The organism is candidate division KSB1 bacterium, assembly GCA_022566355.1.
Classification (GTDB): Bacteria; Zhuqueibacterota; JdFR-76; order JdFR-76; family DREG01; genus JADFJB01.
In genome coordinates, this window is record JADFJB010000055.1 from 1 (window position 1) to 19,980 (window position 19,980).

16 protein-coding genes are annotated in these 19,980 nt (G+C 40.9%); 8 read left to right on the forward strand and 8 right to left on the reverse strand.

Features of this window, described 5'->3' with window-relative positions:
• Nucleotides 1-985: 985 nt before the first annotated feature.
• The 4 genes from IIC38_11120 (at nucleotide 986) to IIC38_11135 (ending at nucleotide 6,134) form a co-directional block, all read left to right on the forward strand.
• Nucleotides 986-1,624: a ribonuclease H family protein gene (locus IIC38_11120; protein MCH8126499.1), complete on the forward strand. Its 639-nt coding sequence runs from the start codon at nucleotides 986-988 to the stop codon at nucleotides 1,622-1,624.
• Between the two features lie 189 nt (nucleotides 1,625-1,813).
• A complete protein-coding gene (locus IIC38_11125) occupies nucleotides 1,814-2,794 on the forward strand; it encodes an MBL fold metallo-hydrolase (protein ID MCH8126500.1) in 981 nt (326 codons plus the stop codon).
• Nucleotides 2,795-3,005: 211 nt separating this feature from the next.
• Complete coding sequence (locus tag IIC38_11130) at nucleotides 3,006-3,977, forward strand: c-type cytochrome (GenBank protein MCH8126501.1); 972 nt, start codon at nucleotides 3,006-3,008, stop codon at nucleotides 3,975-3,977.
• 414 nt (nucleotides 3,978-4,391) lie between these two features.
• Entirely contained in the window at nucleotides 4,392-6,134 is a 1,743-nt protein-coding gene (locus IIC38_11135; protein ID MCH8126502.1) for a DEAD/DEAH box helicase, read from the forward strand.
• A gap of 48 nt (nucleotides 6,135-6,182) precedes the next feature.
• Here IIC38_11135 and IIC38_11140 read toward each other — a convergent pair whose 3' ends face one another.
• Together IIC38_11140 and IIC38_11145 are read right to left on the reverse strand one after the other, a co-directional pair.
• The gene (locus IIC38_11140) at nucleotides 6,183-6,638 is read right to left on the reverse strand and encodes a YaiI/YqxD family protein (GenBank protein ID MCH8126503.1); all 456 of its coding nucleotides are present in this window, start codon (nucleotides 6,636-6,638) and stop codon (nucleotides 6,183-6,185) included.
• Between the two features lies 1 nt (nucleotide 6,639).
• Entirely contained in the window at nucleotides 6,640-6,927 is a 288-nt protein-coding gene (locus IIC38_11145) for a GIY-YIG nuclease family protein (protein ID MCH8126504.1), read from the reverse strand.
• 1,493 nt (nucleotides 6,928-8,420) lie between these two features.
• Here IIC38_11145 and IIC38_11150 point away from each other — a divergent pair.
• From IIC38_11150 to IIC38_11160, 3 genes are all read left to right on the forward strand, one after another.
• Nucleotides 8,421-9,200: a PhzF family phenazine biosynthesis protein gene (locus IIC38_11150; protein ID MCH8126505.1), complete on the forward strand. Its 780-nt coding sequence runs from the start codon at nucleotides 8,421-8,423 to the stop codon at nucleotides 9,198-9,200.
• 133 nt (nucleotides 9,201-9,333) lie between these two features.
• Nucleotides 9,334-11,757: a transketolase gene (locus tag IIC38_11155; protein ID MCH8126506.1), complete on the forward strand. Its 2,424-nt coding sequence runs from the start codon at nucleotides 9,334-9,336 to the stop codon at nucleotides 11,755-11,757.
• Nucleotides 11,758-12,168: 411 nt separating this feature from the next.
• Nucleotides 12,169-13,071 carry an esterase-like activity of phytase family protein gene (locus tag IIC38_11160; protein ID MCH8126507.1) on the forward strand — a complete coding sequence of 301 codons (903 nt, stop codon included), beginning with the start codon at nucleotides 12,169-12,171 and terminating at the stop codon, nucleotides 13,069-13,071.
• A 311-nt stretch (nucleotides 13,072-13,382) separates the two neighbouring features.
• Here IIC38_11160 and IIC38_11165 read toward each other — a convergent pair whose 3' ends face one another.
• From IIC38_11165 to IIC38_11175, 3 genes are all read right to left on the reverse strand, one after another.
• Nucleotides 13,383-14,900, reverse strand: a complete 1,518-nt coding sequence (locus IIC38_11165; GenBank protein ID MCH8126508.1) for a PAS domain S-box protein — start codon at nucleotides 14,898-14,900, stop codon at nucleotides 13,383-13,385.
• Nucleotides 14,901-15,742: 842 nt separating this feature from the next.
• The gene (locus IIC38_11170; GenBank protein MCH8126509.1) at nucleotides 15,743-16,030 is read right to left on the reverse strand and encodes a prolyl oligopeptidase family serine peptidase; all 288 of its coding nucleotides are present in this window, start codon (nucleotides 16,028-16,030) and stop codon (nucleotides 15,743-15,745) included.
• Between the two features lie 82 nt (nucleotides 16,031-16,112).
• Nucleotides 16,113-16,934, reverse strand: coding sequence for an alpha/beta hydrolase (locus tag IIC38_11175; GenBank protein ID MCH8126510.1), 822 nt, complete (start codon nucleotides 16,932-16,934; stop codon nucleotides 16,113-16,115).
• Nucleotides 16,935-17,150: 216 nt separating this feature from the next.
• Here IIC38_11175 and IIC38_11180 point away from each other — a divergent pair, with 216 nt between their 5' ends.
• Nucleotides 17,151-17,303 carry a hypothetical protein gene (locus IIC38_11180; GenBank protein MCH8126511.1) on the forward strand — a complete coding sequence of 51 codons (153 nt, stop codon included), beginning with the start codon at nucleotides 17,151-17,153 and terminating at the stop codon, nucleotides 17,301-17,303.
• 76 nt (nucleotides 17,304-17,379) lie between these two features.
• Here the strand turns inward: IIC38_11180 and IIC38_11185 are convergent, their stop codons facing one another.
• The 3 genes from IIC38_11185 to IIC38_11195 all read right to left on the reverse strand — a co-directional run bounded on the left by IIC38_11185 (nucleotide 17,380) and on the right by IIC38_11195 (nucleotide 19,858).
• A complete protein-coding gene (locus IIC38_11185) occupies nucleotides 17,380-18,618 on the reverse strand; it encodes a PQQ-like beta-propeller repeat protein (protein ID MCH8126512.1) in 1,239 nt (412 codons plus the stop codon).
• A gap of 65 nt (nucleotides 18,619-18,683) precedes the next feature.
• A complete protein-coding gene (locus tag IIC38_11190; GenBank protein ID MCH8126513.1) occupies nucleotides 18,684-18,833 on the reverse strand; it encodes a hypothetical protein in 150 nt (49 codons plus the stop codon).
• Between the two features lie 218 nt (nucleotides 18,834-19,051).
• Nucleotides 19,052-19,858 carry a hypothetical protein gene (locus IIC38_11195; GenBank protein MCH8126514.1) on the reverse strand — a complete coding sequence of 269 codons (807 nt, stop codon included), beginning with the start codon at nucleotides 19,856-19,858 and terminating at the stop codon, nucleotides 19,052-19,054.
• Nucleotides 19,859-19,980 lie beyond the last annotated feature (122 nt).

Genomic DNA, 19,980 nt, shown 5'->3' on the forward strand with positions numbered 1-19,980 from the left:
TTACTGGTATTGGCAATTTGATACGTTATTTTCAACAAATGTGCCATGGCTAGGGGCTGGGGACTAGAGGCTAGAGGTTGACGAATGACGAATGACGAATGACGAATGACGAATGACGAATGACGAATGACGAATGACGAAAAAAATAACAAATAATAAAATACAAATCACAAATAAATCTCAAATTCAAAAAATCAAAATTTCCAAACAGAATCCGGTAGGACAGACATTCCTGTCTGTCCACACCCAAAGTTCCTACATAGACAGACAAGAATGTCTGTCCTACCAATTACGTGTCATCACAATCCACCGGTAATTTCCTCATATAAGGTAGGAGATTGCCACGTCGTCTTTCGACTTCGTCTCAAGCACTCCTCGCAATGACACGGTTATTGATGTTTATTTATTCTTTCTGCTTTGTGCCTTTGTCACTTTGTCACTTCTTGTTTCTCATTCGTCCCTGCAGGACTTCATATTATTTTTCTTTATTCTGTACCCAGGAATAAATCCTGGACTATTTACGCATCGCCAATTCTCGCTTTCTTCGATTTCTTTTTTTCTTTTTTTCCTTTTACCTTTTACCTTTTACCTTGTCACTCTGTGTCTTTGTGCCTTTGCTACTTCTCCGTTGCCATTTCCCGGCCAAACTTTTTCCTTGACTCTTAACAAGAAACCCTTACTTTGGGTATTCAATATTTTATCATATCATCCTATCAAAAAAAAGGATAAGAACAATAGACGTATTTTGTCCAGGGTGGATTGTGGTTTTCGGTTTTGTTCGGTAAAACCTGGTTGAAGGCAATCGGTAAAACCGAAGTCATCTTCTTAGTGACTTAGAGTCTTTGTGGCAAAAATTCATGAATAGTGCAGGTTAATGATCTTATATCTAGATTGAAACAAAGTTTTATTATTCAGACTTCATGTAACTTTTGTTTTTTTGCGATCTTGGCGCCTTCGCGGTGAAAATTTATGAATATCCAGGATAATGGCTACAACCAAAAAGAAATATTATGTCGTTTGGAATGGCAGGAAGACCGGTATATTTGCAACCTGGGCCGACTGCCAAAAACAAATTGACGGATTTCCCGGGGCAAAGTATAAAAGCTTTATCTCCAGACAATTAGCTGAAGATGCCTTTAGAGGAGATAGCAGGGAATATATTGGTAAGAAGATTTTTGAAAGCGAGTTATCTGATTTCGAACGGAATTTGCTTGGAAAACCGATTACGGATAGCGTTTCCGTTGACGCCGCATGGAACAGCTCAAATGGCTTAATGGAATATCAAGGTGTTGAAACCGGGACTGGTAAATTACTCTTCAAACAAGGACCCTTCCAAGATGCAACAAATAATATCGGTGAGTTCTTGGCCATCGTTCATGCAGCAGTATTTCTAAGAAAGATTAATAGCACCATCCCCATTTACACGGACAGTAAAACCGCCCTCAGCTGGATCAAGAAAAAAAAAGCAAATACTCAATTGGCCGGGACGAAAAATAATGAGAACTTATTTGAAGTCATTGCAAGAGCGGAAAAATGGTTAAACGATAATACGATAGAGAACCAGATCTTGAAATGGGAAACCAAAGCCTGGGGAGAAATTATAGCAGATTTTGGCAGGAAATAAATAAGCATCAGGATAATTTCAAAAAAGGAACTAAAGACCTGGCAGGTTTTTTACGCCAATAGAAAAAAATTTCTTTAAAAATAAAGTTTGTGTAACCTGCAAGGTCTAATCGCATATTTATTTGATATTTGGGATTTGTTTATTGGAATTTAGCTAAAGACCTAGTTCAACCAAAAGGGAAAAAATGAGATGAAAACTAAATATTTCCACATTGGTTTATTCATTTGGATGGCAATGGCCACTTTATCTTGTTCAAACAAAAAAGACAATAACGCTTCATCCGTTCAACAAATTCAAAACCGGGGTGAAGGCAAAAATAACTGGTGGGATTCTTTACCACGACCGGCATGGAGTCAATTTGAGAAAATCGATCAAGACCAGGATTGGTTTGAAGTCTACCTGGTTCAACCGGGAATTTATGCCATTTATGAACCCGGGCAATTTGATGAGGTGATATCCTACCTGATCACAGGCTCGGAAAAAGCATTACTTTTTGATACGGGATTGGGAATTGGCGACATTAAAAAAGTCGTGGAGAAATTAACCGATCTTGAAATTTTTGTTTTAAATTCACACAGCCATTATGATCACATCGGCGGCAACCACCAATTCGACAATATTTATGCAATGGCCACCGAATATAGCCGGGCTAACGCTTTGGGAGCCACCCATGATGAGGTTAAGACATTTGTCTCTCAAGGGTGGATCTGGAAACCTACACCGGATTCCTTTTCTGTTGACCAATATCGAATTAAGCCATTCAAGATCACAAAGGAAACAAATAGTGGTGAAAAAATTGATTTAGGTGACCGGGTTTTGGAAATCATTTTCACTCCCGGGCATGCACCCGATGCCATCTGCTTGATCGATCGTGAGAATCGACTTCTCTTCACTGGCGACACGTTTTACCCGGCGCCCTTGTACACTCATCTGGAAGGTTCAGATTTCGCGACTTATGCGGAATCTGCAAAAAACCTTGCCTCGATTAAAAAGCAGGTTGACAAATTGTTACCCGGTCATAATGAGCCGCTTCTTGATAGTCATTATCTCATCCAAATGGCAGCAGCCTTTTCTACGATTCTGAAAGGCAAAGGTACATTTGTGAAATCAGATGGAAATCGTGAGTATCAATTCGACGGTTTTTCAATTATCGTCAAAGGGGAGAAGTGACAAGTCGATCAGAAAACATTTTTTAATAAAGAGAATACAATGGATTATTGGAATGAATTGTTTATCGTAGGATGAGCGGCAGAATTGAAAGTTATTTTAGTTATTTCATCCTTAAAGGAATTTTGAAAGATGATAATTATGCAATTCTGCTATAAATATGCGATCCCTACTTGATCAAAATAAACGCGATTAAATCAACGGAGGTTAGGAAATGAAAAAAATACTTTATGTACTTGGCGGTTTAATCCTGTTGATGTTAGTAGTAGCCCTTGGTGCATTGCTTTACTTGCAAATTGCTTTTCCAAATGTAAGCCCGGCGAAGGATATAACCATCGAAGCAACAGAAGACAGACTGGCGCGAGGAGAATACCTTGTAAAGCATGTTTCCTTGTGTTTAGATTGCCACTCTTCAAAAAATCCAGACTATTATGCCAGTCCAATCATTGCCGGTACAGAAGGCATGGGCGGCGATTTATTTCCAGGCATTCCCGGCCAACTTTATACACCGAATATTACTCCGGCTGCGCTAAAAGATTGGACCGATGGCGAGATTGCTCGCGCCATAACTAGCGGTGTGGATAAAGATAACCAACCGCTTGCCCCAATGATGCCTTTTATGGAGTATCGTTATTTGGCTGAGGAAGATATTTATTCGATGGTTGCATACCTGCGCTCGCTACCGGCAATCGAAAATGAAGTTCCTGAATCTTCCATCGATTTCCCTGTCAATCTTATTTTTCGTACTATCCCAACAGACCCCGATCCGCAGCCGCTTCCCGACCCTTCCGACAGCCTGGCTACAGGAAAATACCTAACCCGCATTGGCGGGTGTATGTTTTGCCATACCCCTTCACACCAGGGAACTCCAATCGAAGGGAAAGAACTATCCGGCGGCTTTGAGTTTAGTGATCCGAAAACAGGAACCCTGCGTTCGGCAAATCTTACACCGGATATGGAAACCGGAATTGGCAGTTGGAGTAAGGAAGTATTTGTCAATCGCTTCAAAGCTTTCGCCGATTCAGCTGCAAGCCATCTACCCGTTTCAAATGTAGGTTTTCAAACCGTAATGCCGTGGACCTTGCAAGCCGGGATGACCGAAGAAGATCTTGGCGCTATCTATGCCTACTTACAGTCATTAGATCCGATTCAAAATAAAGTGGAGAAATTTACACCGCCGCAGTAAAAAAGATTGTAACACAATATTCATGTTGTGGCACCCGTGATGGAGTTGTATTCCTTCTCATAAATCTAAATGCAACCTTAATACAACTTACTGTCGAGGAGTTCAACTCCTGGATGAACGGATTCAAAATGAGATAACAAGGTAAGCCAAATCCACACACCAACCGGCTAACCGTTATAATCCGTGTTTTTTAGGGATTCCTATCATATAATTAACAAAAAAATCGGTACTTATCAAACGTGGTACATATTCCCGGAATATTTTTGCAAATTAATTTGAATTCAAAGTTCCAAATTTTCACAAGCTCTCCACATCAAATGCAAAGAAACTTTCAGCCTGGATTGCACGCTGATTGCCTGATATGACCTTCTAGACGTACCTTTATTCTAATTTCTTTATTATTAGGAGGACTTAATGTCCGATGAACTTTCTGAACAACCTGGCTTTCACGAATTAGATCTGATCAAACCAGTGCTGAAGGCATTGAATGACGTCGGTTATGAGACGCCCTCCCCTATTCAATCCCTTACAATTCCACTCATGTTAGCAGGTAAAGATATACTGGGGCAAGCCCAAACAGGCACCGGCAAGACTGCCGCATTTGCTTTGCCATTGCTGTCGCGTATCGATCTTAAAAAACACAAACCACAAGTGTTGGTACTGACGCCTACGCGGGAATTGGCCATCCAGGTTGCGGAAGCATTCCAGCGTTATGCAAAGCACATAAAGGGCTTTCATGTTTTACCCATTTATGGCGGACAAGCTTACAGCGAACAGTTGCGCAGGCTAAAACGCGGTGTCCATGTCGTGGTAGGCACACCTGGCCGGGTGATGGACCATATCAATCGCAAGACCCTTGTATTGGATGAACTTACCTGCCTGGTGTTGGATGAAGCGGATGAAATGCTGCGTATGGGTTTCATCGATGATGTGGAGTGGATATTGAAACATACGCCTCCAGGCCGCCAGATAGCCCTGTTTTCGGCCACACTGCCCCATGCCATCCGCCAAATTGCCAAGAAATACCTGCAAAACCCTGAAGAGGTTACTATAAAAGTACACATCATCACTGCGGAAAATATTCGCCAGCGCTACTGGATGGTTAGTGGTGTCCATAAACTCGATGCATTGACCCGGATTCTTGAGGCCGAGGCTTTCGATGGTATGATCATCTTTGTACGAACCAAAATCGCGACGATTGATCTGGCCGGAAAACTGCAAGCCCGGGGATATGAGCCGGCGCCGCTCAATAGTGACATTACGCAAAAAATCCGGGAACGTACCATCGAACGATTGAAGGGTGGCAAACTCGATATTCTTGTTGCTACCGATGTAGCTGCGCGTGGCCTGGATGTTGAGCGCGTCAGTCATGTGATCAATTACGATATTCCTTATGATACAGAATCTTATATTCATCGCATTGGCCGTACCGGTCGTTTCGGTCGAGAAGGTGAGGCGATCCTTTTCGTTGCTCCACGGGAAAGAAAAATGCTATATGCGATTGAAAAAGCCACCAACCAGAAGATCGAAATGATGGAGCTGCCCTCGACAGAAGTGATCAACGACAAACGCATTGCCCGTTTCAAGCAAAGTATTACAGATACACTTGCTGCTGAGGAGTTGGATTTTTATCACCAGTTATTGGATCAATACCGCCAGGAGCACAATGTACCTGCCCTGGATATTGCCGCCGCTTTGGCCAAAATGGTGCAGGGAGACGAGCCTTTATTATTAACCCACAAGCCTGAAAAATCCTGGGCGCCTTATGAGGATAAGCCCAGGAAAGAAAAAACGGCTGTATTGCGAAGCAAAAAACCATCCAACCCGGAAAGCGGAATGCAACGATATCGTATTGAAGTCGGTCTCAAACATGGTGTAAAACCGGGTAATATTGTCGGGGCCATTGCCAACGAAGCCGGGCTAGACAGCGAGTTTATTGGGCGTATCGATATTTTTGACGATTTTAGCACTGTGGATCTGCCTGAAGACATGCCGCGCAACATCCTTCATGCGTTGAAAAATATTTGGGTATCTAACCAGCAGCTAAACATTTCGGAATTTAAAGGAGCCGAAAAACCACACGGTGGTAAAAAGAAGGATGGATTTAAACCCAAACCCCGGCATAAGAAAGCAAGAAGCGGACGGTGGAAGAAATGAGTTCTGGTGCAAAACCAGTATAGTTTTCTAATCTATAATTGATAAAATTTATAATTTTTGTATATGCTTGGTTAAGAATTGATGCAATTGATTTGCAAAAGCTTCGCGATCACTGGGTTTAAATGGTGAAGGTCCCTTTGTATCAATACCGCTGCCCCTTAATTCGTCCATAAAATTACGCATCGTAAGCGCCTCGCCGATGTTGTTTTTGTCATAGAATTTTCCTCTCGGGTTTAAGGCAAAAGAGCCTTTTTCAATAATTGCTGCAGCGAGTGGAACATCCTCGGTGATCACCAGATCTTCGGGTTGAACGCGTTCAATGATCTGATCATCTGCAACATCAAATCCTTCGGGAACAAGTATCGTGCTTATATATGGTGATTTTGGAATTCGAAGCGGCTGATTAGCAACGAAGACTAGCAAGACACCAACCCTCACTGCTGCCCTAAAAAGAATTTCCTTAATCACTTTCGGGCATGCATCAGCGTCAACCCATATTTGCATACTATGCCCTTATTTTAATAAAATCGTCCAAACTTATATTTCCTTTTACCAGGTTTTCTTTATTTTTTTTTGTACTATTTTTTACCAGCCTTTCAATGCTGAACGCTTTTTCTTTCGCACCAACACACTCTTGGAAAACCAGTGTTAACGGCGCTTTCCCTTTAAGGTATTTGGCACATTTATCTCCCTGTTCCTGATGTTCCTTAAGCCTTCTATCCACATCCAGGGTTACACCTGTGTAAAGTGAGCCGCCATTGCATTCTATGATATATAAATGCCAATCATCCATAAAACCAGCTTATAAATAAATATGAAATATCCAGACTGTCCTAGAAATCATTTTGTCACGCCTGTATGCTTTTAAGTAGGAGTCCATTTTATGCTTAGTGGTCTGTTTCATAAATCCTGTGACATATTTTTAAACGGAGCTATAGAGCTGTAGTAATTTGTTTATCTCAATTACCCCTCCTAACCTCCCCTTATCAAGGTTATCAAGGGGAGGAATTTCCCCTCCTTGTTAAGGAGTGGGTAGAGGAGGTTAATTCAAATTTGGTAAATGTGTAAAAATACATGATGCTTTTCAAGGAAAAAACCTGGGAATATAAACGATGCCATCGCTCTAGGCGACAGCAATCGCTATATTTAGTACTTATTCATGACTGCTTCAAAAAGGCTATCACTTTTTGGTTTACCATCTGCGCCTGAGTAATTGTCAGGTCATGACCGGCATTGGATATAATTTCCGTTTTTACATACGGCGCCAAATCATGCAGGCACTGCACAGCTTCCCGAGCAGGATAGATTTTCTCGTTTTCACCAACCAAAAAGAGCGCTGGGATTTTAATACTTCGCAGTTCTTTTTAATGTTACTCCTTTGTCCTGCGAATACGTCAGTTAAATATAACTACTCGGGACACCAGGAAATTGAAGTATAAAAGGAAGGGATAACAAAATTTATTATTTTAGTGCTAATATTCATCGAACCTACAATGCAGAATTCTAATTTATCCCACCCTCTAAATAGTGTTTGACCGAAAACTCAACATCTAGTGTCATTCCGGTAATCTTCCCTGCTAAAAACATGCAGGGACAAGCTTGAGCCGGAATCTAATCATTCCAAGCATGTAGATTCCCGCTAAAAGCATTGCGGGAATGACAGAATGGGTGCTTTTCGTTCAGACACTAAATAGGAAGATTTAACTAAACCGGGAACGGATCTTCGTCTGGGGATTGATGCCAATCCGATGTTTTGTGCAGAATTGTAAGGGAATATTTTCATAAGCACCTATACTTGATAGATCTTTTATTTTATGAAATTATCCGGGATCCAATTGGATAATATTTTGGAATTGACAAATTTATCATACTATTTATCAACATCAATTTACTGCAGTCGATAGTATTCAGACCTGGCAGGTTTTTATTCCAGAAAATAAAATTCCTAAAAATTGGAGTTTGTGAAACCTGCCAGGTCTAATCGCACAAAAAATCTGATTCAATCATTGGGAGAAAATAGAAACGAAAAGAAATTCTGATAATAAGCTCTAAACCTGTTCCTGACAGAGCCTGCCCCTGATGGCAGGTTCAGGGGTTCAGGAATTCTAGACAAACTACAATAACCAACAACAATCAGAACTTGTAAAACTATTAATACCATTCAAAAATATATATCAAACGCAATGCATTCTTAATTTGTATGGACTAAAATGAAATCAATATTTTTGAATTGTAAATAATTATCATTATATTTAGAACCTAAAAAAATAGTGAATTTTTTTTGTCATGAAAATCCCAATCTACCAAATAGATGCGTTTACGAGCAAGGTGTTTTCCGGAAATCCGGCTGCTGTCTGTCCATTGGATGAGTGGCTAGAGGATTCAATACTGCAGTCTATCGCATTAGAAAACAATCTATCCGAAACTGCGTTTTTTATTCCTGAATCGGAAGGATATCATTTACGCTGGTTTACTCCAGTTGCAGAAGTGGATTTGTGTGGCCATGCGACTTTAGCTACTGCATATGTCATTTTTAACGACATTAATACAAGGATCGAAAAGGTTTCATTTCAAACAAGAAGCGGTTTGTTGATCGTTACCAGTAAGGCCAATTTGCTGCAGCTGGATTTTCCCGCCCAGCCACCTGAACCCTGTGAAGCGGATCAAAAATTATTGCAAGCTTTAGGAGGAAACCCGCTTCATGTATTGCAAAATGATGATTATTTCGTAACCTATGAAACTGAAGCAGAAATCAGGAACCTAAAACCCAATATGCAATTGTTGAATACCGTGGACTCTAGAGGAGTCATCGTTACCGCCAAAGGAGACCAGGCAGATTTTGTTTCCCGATTTTTCGCTCCGAGATACGGCATACCGGAAGACCCAGTGACAGGATCTGCCCATTGCGCTTTGATTCCATATTGGTCGGATAAGCTTGGCAAAACCAAATTACATGCGTACCAGCTTTCAGCTCGTGGAGGAGAATTATTTTGTGAACACAATGGCGATCGTGTGATTATTGCCGGTTGTTGTGTTAAATATATGGAGGGTTTTATCACGATATAATCTGGTTTAATATCTACTCCATCCCGTAGTGGCTTTTTATTTAACAGTAAATAATTTGTTTTTTTGCTCAATCAAACTTTTTGCCGATAATAAATAAGCTTGTTCTTTTAATAAACACCAAAGGACATTGAATATGCTGGAGACCAAAGAAAAGACTATAAAGTTAAAATCAATCACGCTATCAAAAGAAGAAATCATTAGTGATTATCGCTTAGCTTTCAAGAATCGGCAAGCCTGTGTACTGGGCCGGAGAGAGGTAATGGGAGGAAAAGCCAAGTTCGGCATTTTTGGTGATGGCAAAGAAATCCCACAAATCGCATTAGCCAAAGCTTTTCGGTTGGGAGATATTCGTTCCGGGTATTATCGAGATCAAACCCTTGTGATGGCGTTAGGTATTCACACAATCCACGAATTTTTTGCACAACTATATGCACATACAGATGTTGAAGCCGAACCCGCTACCGCCGGTCGTTCCATGAACTGCCATTTTGCAACAAGGAGCCTCTCTGATGATGGCAGTTGGAAAGATATGATGTCTGAATACAATTCTGCTTCGGACATTTCTCCAACGGGCTCACAAATGCCGAAACTGGTAGGATTGTCCTACGCTTCTAAATTGTATCGCGAATTGAAAGAACTGCAATCGTTCAAACAATTTTCTAATAATGGAAATGAAATTGCATTTGGAACCATTGGTAATGCCAGCTGTGCAGAAGGAATGTTTTGGGAATCTATTAATGCGATCGGTGTTTTAAAAGCCCCCATGGTGCTTTCCATTTGGGATGATCATTATGGCATTTCCGTTCCAAACGAAGAACAAGTTACCAAAGAAAATATTTCAGAGCTATTGAAAGGTTTCCAACGAAAGCCGGGTAACAATCCTGGTTATGACATCTACACGGTTAAAGGATGGCAATACCCGGAATTAATCGAAATCTACCAGAAAGCTGCAAAAATTGCCAGGGAGCAACATGTCCCTTCAATCATCCATGTGACTGAAATCACCCAACCCCAGGGCCACTCTACATCGGGAAGTCATGAGCGTTATAAATCTAAAGAAAGGCTTGTATGGGAGGATGAGTTTGACGGCATCAGGAAGATGCGGGAATGGATGATTGGTGAAGAGATAGCCACTGCTGAAGAAATGGATGAATACGAAGAAAAAGATAAAAAATTAGTGATCAAAATCAGGGATGAGGCCTGGGAGAGTTTTCTGTCTCCGATTCGACAGGAAGTGGATGATGTGGCAAGAATGATTGATGATTTGGCTGAAGATTCATCGCAATCGACTGAATTGAAAAAAGTCAAGAATTCCCTGATCAGTATTCCAAATCCGTTGCGCCGAAACGTGATGCCTGCAGTAAAGGACGCCTTAATTTTGGTCAGGAATGAAGATTCACAAGCCAGGCAAAATTTAATCGATTGGAAGAAAAAACAAGAAGATTTGAATGAAGATCGTTACAGTTCCCATTTGCACAGCCAGTCGATAGAATCTGCCCTCAATGTAGCAGAGATCAAACCGATTTTTTCTGATGATTCTCCTATAATTAATGGTTCTGAAATTTTAAATAAATGTTTTGATGCCGCACTTGGACGGGATCCCCGGGTCATTGCATTCGGGCAGGATGTTGGCAAGCTTGGCGACGTTAACCAGGGGTTTAAAGGTCTGCAGGAGAAATATGGCAAGCTAAGGGTTTCAGACACTGGAATTCGTGAATGCACGATCATCGGTCAAGCGATTGGTATGGCTTTGCGTGGATTACGACCCATTGCTGAAATTCAGTATCTGGACTATCTCCTGTATGCCATCCAAATTATATCCGATGATTTGGCTACCCTGCATTGGCGCACCAAAGGCGGTCAGAAGGCGCCTGTCATTATCCGATCGAGAGGCCATAGGCTTGAGGGTATCTGGCATGCCGGCTCGCCCATGGGGGCCATTTGTCACCTACTTAGAGGAATGCATATCCTGGTTCCACGCAATATGACGCAAGCAGCCGGATTCTACAATACTCTACTGCAATCTGATGAGCCATGCTTAATAGTGGAGGTATTAAACGGATATCGATTGAAAGAAAAATTACCGGATAATATTAGTGAATTTACTGTCCCATTGGGTGTATCGGAAATTTTGCGAGAAGGTAAAGATGTTACACTTGTTACCTATGGCGCTTGCTGCCGGATTGCATTAGAGGCTGCCGAGCACTTAAAAAAGACAGGTATCGAAACAGAAATTATCGATGTACAATCTCTTTTGCCTTTTGATACCCGAGGCATGATCCTGGAATCTTTGAAGAAGACCAGCCGCATTGTTTTTCTTGATGAAGATGTACCAGGTGGTTGTACAGCCTACATGATGCAAGAAGTATTGGAGAAACAAAAAGGCTATTATTGGCTTGATTCCGAGCCTCGGACTCTGCCGGCCAAACCGCATAGAACTGCGTTTGGATCTGATGGCGATTATTTCTCCAAACCGAATGTCGAGCAAATTTTTGAGACCATTTATGAATTGATGCATGAGGCTGACCCTGGGAAATACCCATTGTTCTATAAGTAAGATATTAACAATTTGGACGTAACTATTCAGCCTCAAAGTCTCTAAGACTCAAAGGATAAAACTATAAACGAATATTTTCCAAGTAATAAAGAAGAATTCCAACTATTCAGCCATTAGCTTTTAGCTGTTTGCCTTTAGCTTACTGATGAGATTGTTACTCATTTTTTGTTCACTATTTTAACTGATCCATAATCACTTAACCATCTTTTATTGGGATTAAATGCCAATAGCTAACAGCCAAAAACCAATAGCCGAACAATTTCAAAAAAGGGCATCAAAAGATTCATTATATGAACTTTGAGCCTTTGAGTCTTGTATGAAAAGTTAAACTCACACTTAAAATAATAAAAAAAACATCCTCATTTGTTTTACTGAAGGAGAAAGATCATCAAAAATTTCGAATTTAAAAAAATGATCAACTATAGTTTTTTGCTTTTTGGGTTATTTTGTGCGCTTGCATCGCCAGCTTGCTCTCAAAACAAAGTTAAACATTTGAAGCTGATAAAAGCCCTTCCGGTCGATTGGATTGAGCAAGTTGAACCTTCAGGTCTAACGAAGTTCAACGATGTGTTGTTCACCATTTCCGACGATCACGATATCATTTTCAAAATTATTTTTGAAGAAGATCGAGTGGTCTTGGAGCCATATATTGAGCTTGATTTGCCTGAACCTAAAGAAGTTAAAAAATACGATTTTGAAGGCATCACCGTTGATAACCAGGGGAATTTTTATCTTGCCAGTGAATCAACTTTTCGCATATTAAAAGTGAGTCCGGATGGCCAAGAAATGGATTGGATAACTCCAAGTTTGGAATATTTTGGAAAGGAAAAAGGCTTATTCAAAAAAAATAACGCCAATTTTGAAGGATTAACATTTATCGATGATCATCAATTCATCCTCTGTGCCGAGCGTGAGCCAAGGGGGTTTATCCAAGTGAATACTGAGAAAATACCGGATGAGATCTATGTAACTGTAAATAATAGATCAAGTCGAAAATGGCCTAAAAAACGTCCGCTCGATTATACCGGTTTACATTTTACCGGTAATTCATTATTTGTATTAGAAAGAGGCGCCAGCACAATTTGTGAAATCGTTGTGGAAAAAGGTACAGTATTAGAAAAAAGTGTTTGGTCTTATGCGAAAATTGAAACAAGCAAGGCGTTAAAATATAAAAATATGAAATACGGTCGCGGCGAAGGACTTTACATAGACGAGAACAATGTTTATGTGATTTTGGACAACAATGGCGATAAGAGAAAATATGATTCTTCGGATAGGCGGCCATTGCTTCTCATTATGGAGAGACCTAAGTAAAAAGGTTTACAAATCCCAAATAACCGAATTTCTATGCAAAGTTTAAAATGTCAAATTATTTAACATTAATAAGACTTATGCGAAGCCGGAAAAGACAAATCCTCCATTAAATAGTATTCCAACTATTGCATCAATAACATCTTCCTGGATTTTACAAAATTGCCCCCTTAATCTGTAAATGTAGACTCCGCTGGACACCTTTACTCCGGCTTCATTTTTACCATCTCATCATTGTTTTACCTGCGAAATAAGTAAGTTCTCTAAACCACATATCTTAATTTTAATAAGAACCGGTCAATAGTAGCCTTACTTCAGCGCTTTCGCTTTATGATAATTATTGTCATGTCGTCATTCTGCGATGCATCACCGAAGTGCAAATTGGCTGCAGCAATGATCTTCTCAATGATTTCGCTGGCAGAATCTCCGCTATTGTGTTGGACAATTTCCTGAAGTCTTTCCTCACCAAATTCTTCCATCCGTTCATTCATGGCTTCAGAAATTCCGTCTGAATAAATTAGCAACAGGTCGTTCGGATGAATGGATATCTCATCTCTCACATAGGAGACATTCTCTTTAAGACCAAGGGCAATCCCCCGGGTTTCCAGTGGGACAGGTTTTTTTCCCGCAGAGAAAAGGATCGGTAAATTGTGTCCGGCATTAGTATAACATAAGGTATTTTTCCGGGTATCCAAAATTCCATAAAAAAGAGAAACAAATGTTCGCGAGTCCGTACTGTGGAATAAAAGTTTATTTGCCCCCTCGAGACAGCCATCTGCATTTACATCGAAAAATGTTTGTCCTCGAATAGTTGCCTGCAGGTTTGACATCACCAGGGAAGCTGCCAGTCCCTTGCCGCTTACATCTCCCAACCCGATCGCTAGTTGATCATCATCCAGACGGATAAAATCATAATAATCTCCCCCAACATTTAAAGCGGGAATACTCATTCCGACAATATCGTAGCCATCGATTTCGGGGTTGGACTTTGGCAGGAGATTTATTTGAATATTTCTTGCCATTTTCGCTTCTTCCACCACCCTGATTCGCGTCTCCTCTGCTTTCCTGCGTTCGGTAATGTCGCGATAGATTGCATAAACTCCCATCTGTTTGCCATTATTAATAATAGGAGCCCCGATAATCCAGACATCAATAAGAGACCCGTCTTTACGTTTACGTTTTGTATCACTGTCAGTTCTTTGGCCATGAACCACCATCTTGGAATTCGCAGCAGCATGTTCTTTGTACTCTTCTGAAACGACCAAATCATTTATTGGCTTTCCGATTGCTTCCTCACGAGAATAACCAAACATTCTTGTGAATTCGTCATTGACATTAACCACAATATCATTGTTGTCATGCAATACAATCGCCTCGGGGGCGCTATTGAACAACTCTTCAAGATAAATCTTCTCAACATTCAGTTCTTCTTCCGCTTGTTTGCGTTCGGTAATATCACGATGATAGATAGCATATACCCCCATCTGGTTATCGCCGTGAAGGATACGGGCATGCAGAATCGAAACATCAAACAATGTTCCGTCCTTACGTTTGCGTTTTGATTCAACTTCTACTGTTTGGCCATGAATTACTCTATTGAAATTTTCAGATACTTCATCCTGGAATTCCTTTGAAGCAACCAACTCATTTACCGGCATTCCGATTGCTTCCTCGCTGGAATAGCCAAACAATCTTGTGAATTCGTCATTTACCTTAACCACAATATTATTGTTGTCATGCAGTACAATAGCCTCAGGATCGCTATTGAACAACTTTTCAAAATAAGCTTTTTGAATACGTAACTCTTCTTCTGCTTTCTTGGTTTCGGTCATACTTTCCACAGTTTTATCACAATATACTATATTTTGCTTCAGTTTGTTGGACGTAGCCGCTTCTTTTCTATGGGTATTTAATCCTAGCCGTTAAGCTTTTTAGTATTTATTTACCCGACATTTCTCAGAATATAGAGCAAAATCCAAACATATTTAAGGTCCATCATAAAAATGAGTACTTTTAGATATTCTTAGGAAAAACATAGCTTTGAAAATGATGCAAATCTTAAAACCGCTAAAGCGGTTGAAAACTATTGATAATCCTATTAATACCTGGCTTGAAGCCAGGTGTTAATGACAAAAAAATGTTATAACGGTTTCAAAACATTGATCTATTTCATTTATCATTTTATAAATCTTGTTCGTCTTGTTAATCCTGCCTTAATACTTTTAGAAATAAGTATGCATTATTATGACGATCCATATTTAATCAATATAACTCTTTCTAGCAATGATATATTGATTTGGTTTGCACAAAATACATTATCTATCCAGCTCAGAACATATTATCTCAATTATTAGAAGAAAAAAAATTATACTTACATTTCATTGCATAAAGCATTCTCAATCATAAATGTTACGGCGCCAAACCGGAACAAAACTTTGAGAGAGCACTCACCAAACCAATCAACTCCAGCCAAAAATATAGAAGCAAAGTATTCTCAATAAAGCTTGTTTAAAGTTCAGTTTTTTAATAACAGCTGTAAAATCTTCTATACGATGTCATATTCCATGTTTCACGGTCATTTCCGGATTCTCCACAACCGGCAAGGTCAATATTCATGACTTTATATTTTTATAAAAAGTAAGAAACTCCCGAGAATTGTAATCTGCTATCCTTGCTAGCTAACACACCAGTCAAGAAAACGCTCAATAGCATAGAGTATCAATTGTCCGCTTGGACCGCTCATATTGAAATCGCAAGCGTGCGTTGCCCACGGCAAATGCAAGTAAAGGTTTGGCACGTCACTTGCGCGTAGCTTGCTGGCCAATCTGCGGCTTTGTTCTGGCGTAACCAACTCGTCTCGCCCGCCATGAATTAACAACGTCGGCGGTGTGTTAGCACCAACGTAATGAATGGGTGACGCGGCTCGATAAATCTCTGGTAGTTCTGTCGGATTTCCACCCAAAAAGTCCTCCAGCACCTTTTTGGTATCGATAACAAGGGGTCTGGCCGGATGCGTGTAACCATAGTATAAATCAGCGGGCCCATTATAGGGACACCACCCCTCGAATAGCTGGCTCATCTGAAGTATAGGCCGTATGCAGAGCCAGGTGTGCTCCAGCCGAACGTCCCAGTAAAACCAGGCGTTCCGGATCCAAGCCAAACTCCGAGGCGTGATCTCTGAGATAGGAAATGGCTGATTGAATGTCTGAGATAGGTGCAGGGTAACGAGAGTGCGGTACCAAACGGTAGCTTACAGCCGCCACTACGTAGCCTCTGCCGGCCAGGTAACTATTGAGATTGGGTAATTGTTTACTGTTACCGCTGCGCCAGGCGCCACCATGAATGACGATAACTCCCGGGCGGGCCTCATTGTCGGTTGTGGCTCTGTAGAGATCTAGAGTCAGTTCATTTCCATTTGTGCGACGATAGACATGGGTGCTACTCTCAATAGTGCTGAACTCGACACCGAAAAAGAGGTCTGAGAAGTCTAATGGGTCTTGTCTCCCAAGCTCTACAAGGCTGCCTTTGTCATTTTTGTTATCGAAGGCAATCTCGAATTTCTCTGGTAACTGGTTCTTCACCTGCAACGCACGAAGTATGGGCGTTATGCTAAGAAAGGACGCAATTAGTGCCAGCACGCCACTGAACCGGCCAAGCCATGAATGTCGCCAACCGGGTAAAAGAACAAGGAGTGAAAGTATTGCTAAAAAGTGGCCATATTCCGTCACGAGTATTGCAGCCATCCAGAGGAGGCGCGTAGGGGCTTCAAAAATGGCTAACAACGAAAGAATAAAAACCAAAAGGGCGTACGCCAGTCGCACATAACGCGAGGTGATCGCCTTTAGAAAACTTGCTAGCCGTGCCATGTCACAATGCTTTCATCTTTCAATTCCGTATGTAGAAGCAAAATCAGCAAGGTAGCAATGTAGAACGGTACCCATCTCGCCTTCACTGAGTTTCTCGAGGATTTTGTTTACCCCGTGAGATATGTAGATGGAGATTTATCATCATGTTGAAGTTCTCTCTTGGGTCGAATTATTTTAATAAATCGTGCATTTTTATCTCACAGGGTAAAGTGAGAGATGGTTTGGCCAATCATAATGGTTCTCGTAGGAATCCCTAGGCTCTGGTTAACAATTGATGTCTATGACAGAAATGTTACTTCGGCAGACGGCGAAAAACAAGAAAAATATTTAGCAGGTGAAAACCCGGTTGAGGATAGTCAAGCCCGATGACAATTACAGTCTACTCGTGTGATTTCAGATACGTCTTTCATGGGTACAAGCGCAATTTGCTCGTTGTCTTCTGGAATCAAAGAGCTCCAACCGAGAAAAGCTCGTTTTCGCTACCTAGATAGATAATGCCATCGCTCGCTATGACAGGCGATGAATATGCGGCTCTGTTGCCTGCTCGGAGTGGAAGTTCCCATTTTTGTGTGCCACTGGGATTGATAGCCAAAAGTTTCAAAGGTCCATCATTAACGTGAAGAAAGATAGTACCATCAGCCCCCACACTCCTCCCGCCAATCCTACCGATTCCCGGTAAAGAAACAAGAGGGCGGATTGACCATTTAGTTGTCCCATCAGGGTTAATAGCATAGAGATTCAACTGGTTATCATCTATGTAAATGGTCCCATCTGGTCCAAGCAGGATCTTAGAACGGGAATTGAGTCTTTTTGATGGCGATTGCCATCTCCATTTTAGCTCACCAGTCGGTGTAACAGCATACAATCCTCCGGCGCTGTAACCTACATATATGGTTCCATCGTTAGCAAGCACAGGATCTATATTGCTAAAATTGCTGCCATTTGTGGTCAAGGCTAAGGTCCATTTCACCTGGCCGTCAGGGTGGAACGCATAGAGGTTTGGGGCCATGTCGTTGATATAAATGACACCGTCTGACCCAAGGGCTGGTGAGTTGTTTGTGATATTGATCATTTGATAGGACCATTTTAGGGAGCCATCAGAATTTATTGCATAGAGTAAAGCCGAGTCTGCACTGAAATAGATCGTACCATCTGACCCAATGACAGGCGATTTCAATGGCCCTTCGCCATTAAAAGTCCATCTAAGTACACCATTTGGCTGTATAGCAAAAAGAATCCCACCTATTGTGGGTACATAGACAGTACCGTCAGAAGCTACAGCAGGATCACGGCCTGAGAAAACACCGTCCCCTATTGGAGTGCTCCATTTGAGGCTAACAACGGCACCTTTGATATCGACAGCAGATAATTGAGCTGACCCGCCCAATGCTGACGTATTAGCCACATATATATCTCCATTTGGACCAATAATTGGAGAAACAATAGGGTCAACCTCTAAATCCCATTTTATTTTGGGACTTACAGGGCCGTTGTATGGACTTAAACCAGTATGCTGCGGGTTCTGCTGGGACATTGGCCAGGCCGTGTCTGCCAATGTGGGCCCATCAAGATTATCCAGCGTCTCCATAGGCGACTTATTGCTGCATGCTTTGAAAAGTAGAGTAAATGCGCAAATGAAGACAAAAACGAATTGAGAGACAGCAGTTTTTTTATTTATTCCCATATTGGTCTCCATTTCTCAAAAGACAAATTAGTTTGCTTCCACTTTTGCACATAAAAATAGTTCCATCAGGTTGCGTCGACGTTACACTCGTGCCATTTCCTTAAAATACAGTTTTCCAATTGAACATTTGGGGCAACTTCCCAATCATCGTCTAACCAATCAATATGTAACTCTGATGAAGCATTTTCCGGCTCTTGATCTCCTGATAGAGGCATTAAATCAATCATCTGAATTTACAAATTTGATTAAAACATCTAATCTAACAAGTGCTTCTATAGTTTCCCAAATATTATACTAAGTTATGATGTGTTACCTTAATTTACAAGGGGAATTTTCCCAAATTAGGCTATATACTAGCTGGATTGGGTAGGCCAATTTAAATCGTTTGAAATCAAATTTTCTCTGGAATTTTTGAACAAAAATAAAATAATGGTTAGTTGCAAACATCATTATCGGTGCGGTAATACTTGGTGTTGTTCAAATAAAGAAAACCCTCTTGTATCGATAAGGTAAAATTCTTTGTTTCGCCGCTTGCGTAAGCCAAAGTCAAAATATTGCCGTTGACAGCCCAATTGCCACTATTGCCACCATCACTAAAAGCACCACTTCCCAAACTGGAAACACTTCCCCCCTGTCCGCTGCTTTGAAAAGTGCCAACACTGCATAGCCAAATTTGATATTTTTCACGATACCCCATTCCAACATAAATATATACCAACTGCCTTCCGACCACTTCCTGATACCATTTACCATTATCTGACTTCAGTTGATTCGGCTTAGAATTATTAGAAGAAGCAACTGTTTTTCCACTCACAATGGCATTGACTACAACCTGGGCTAAATTGGGTGAAACATCACACGATGGATCATCAATCAAGCACTTAGTGATTGTCATGCCACACCCACATGTGCAATTTTGAGTGTTAAGTACCTCGATAATTTGATTTTGCTGCTTTGTTGTTAGATGGGAAATATCTATCCGTTTAAGGGCAATGGGAGCACTTTCATTAGAGATTTCATCAATTATCACCTTAGCCAGTTCAGGGGAGACATCACACGATGGGTCATCCGTCAAGCACTCAGCGATCGTCATTTCACACCCGCAGGTGCAGTTTTGGGAGGTAAAGGCTTTTTTTACGCGTGCTTGTTGCTCATGTGTCAGGTGTGAGATATCAATTTGAGCATAACTCATGGATGATATTATGAAGACAAAAACAACAGCAAAAATACATTTATTCATTTTCCAATACTCCTTTCTGCAAGAAATGCGGTTATCGACAATCGGCACAATAACTTAGCGTATAAAAACAAAATTACTGTAATATATTAAAATTGTACTTATCAATATCATTAAAACCTCCC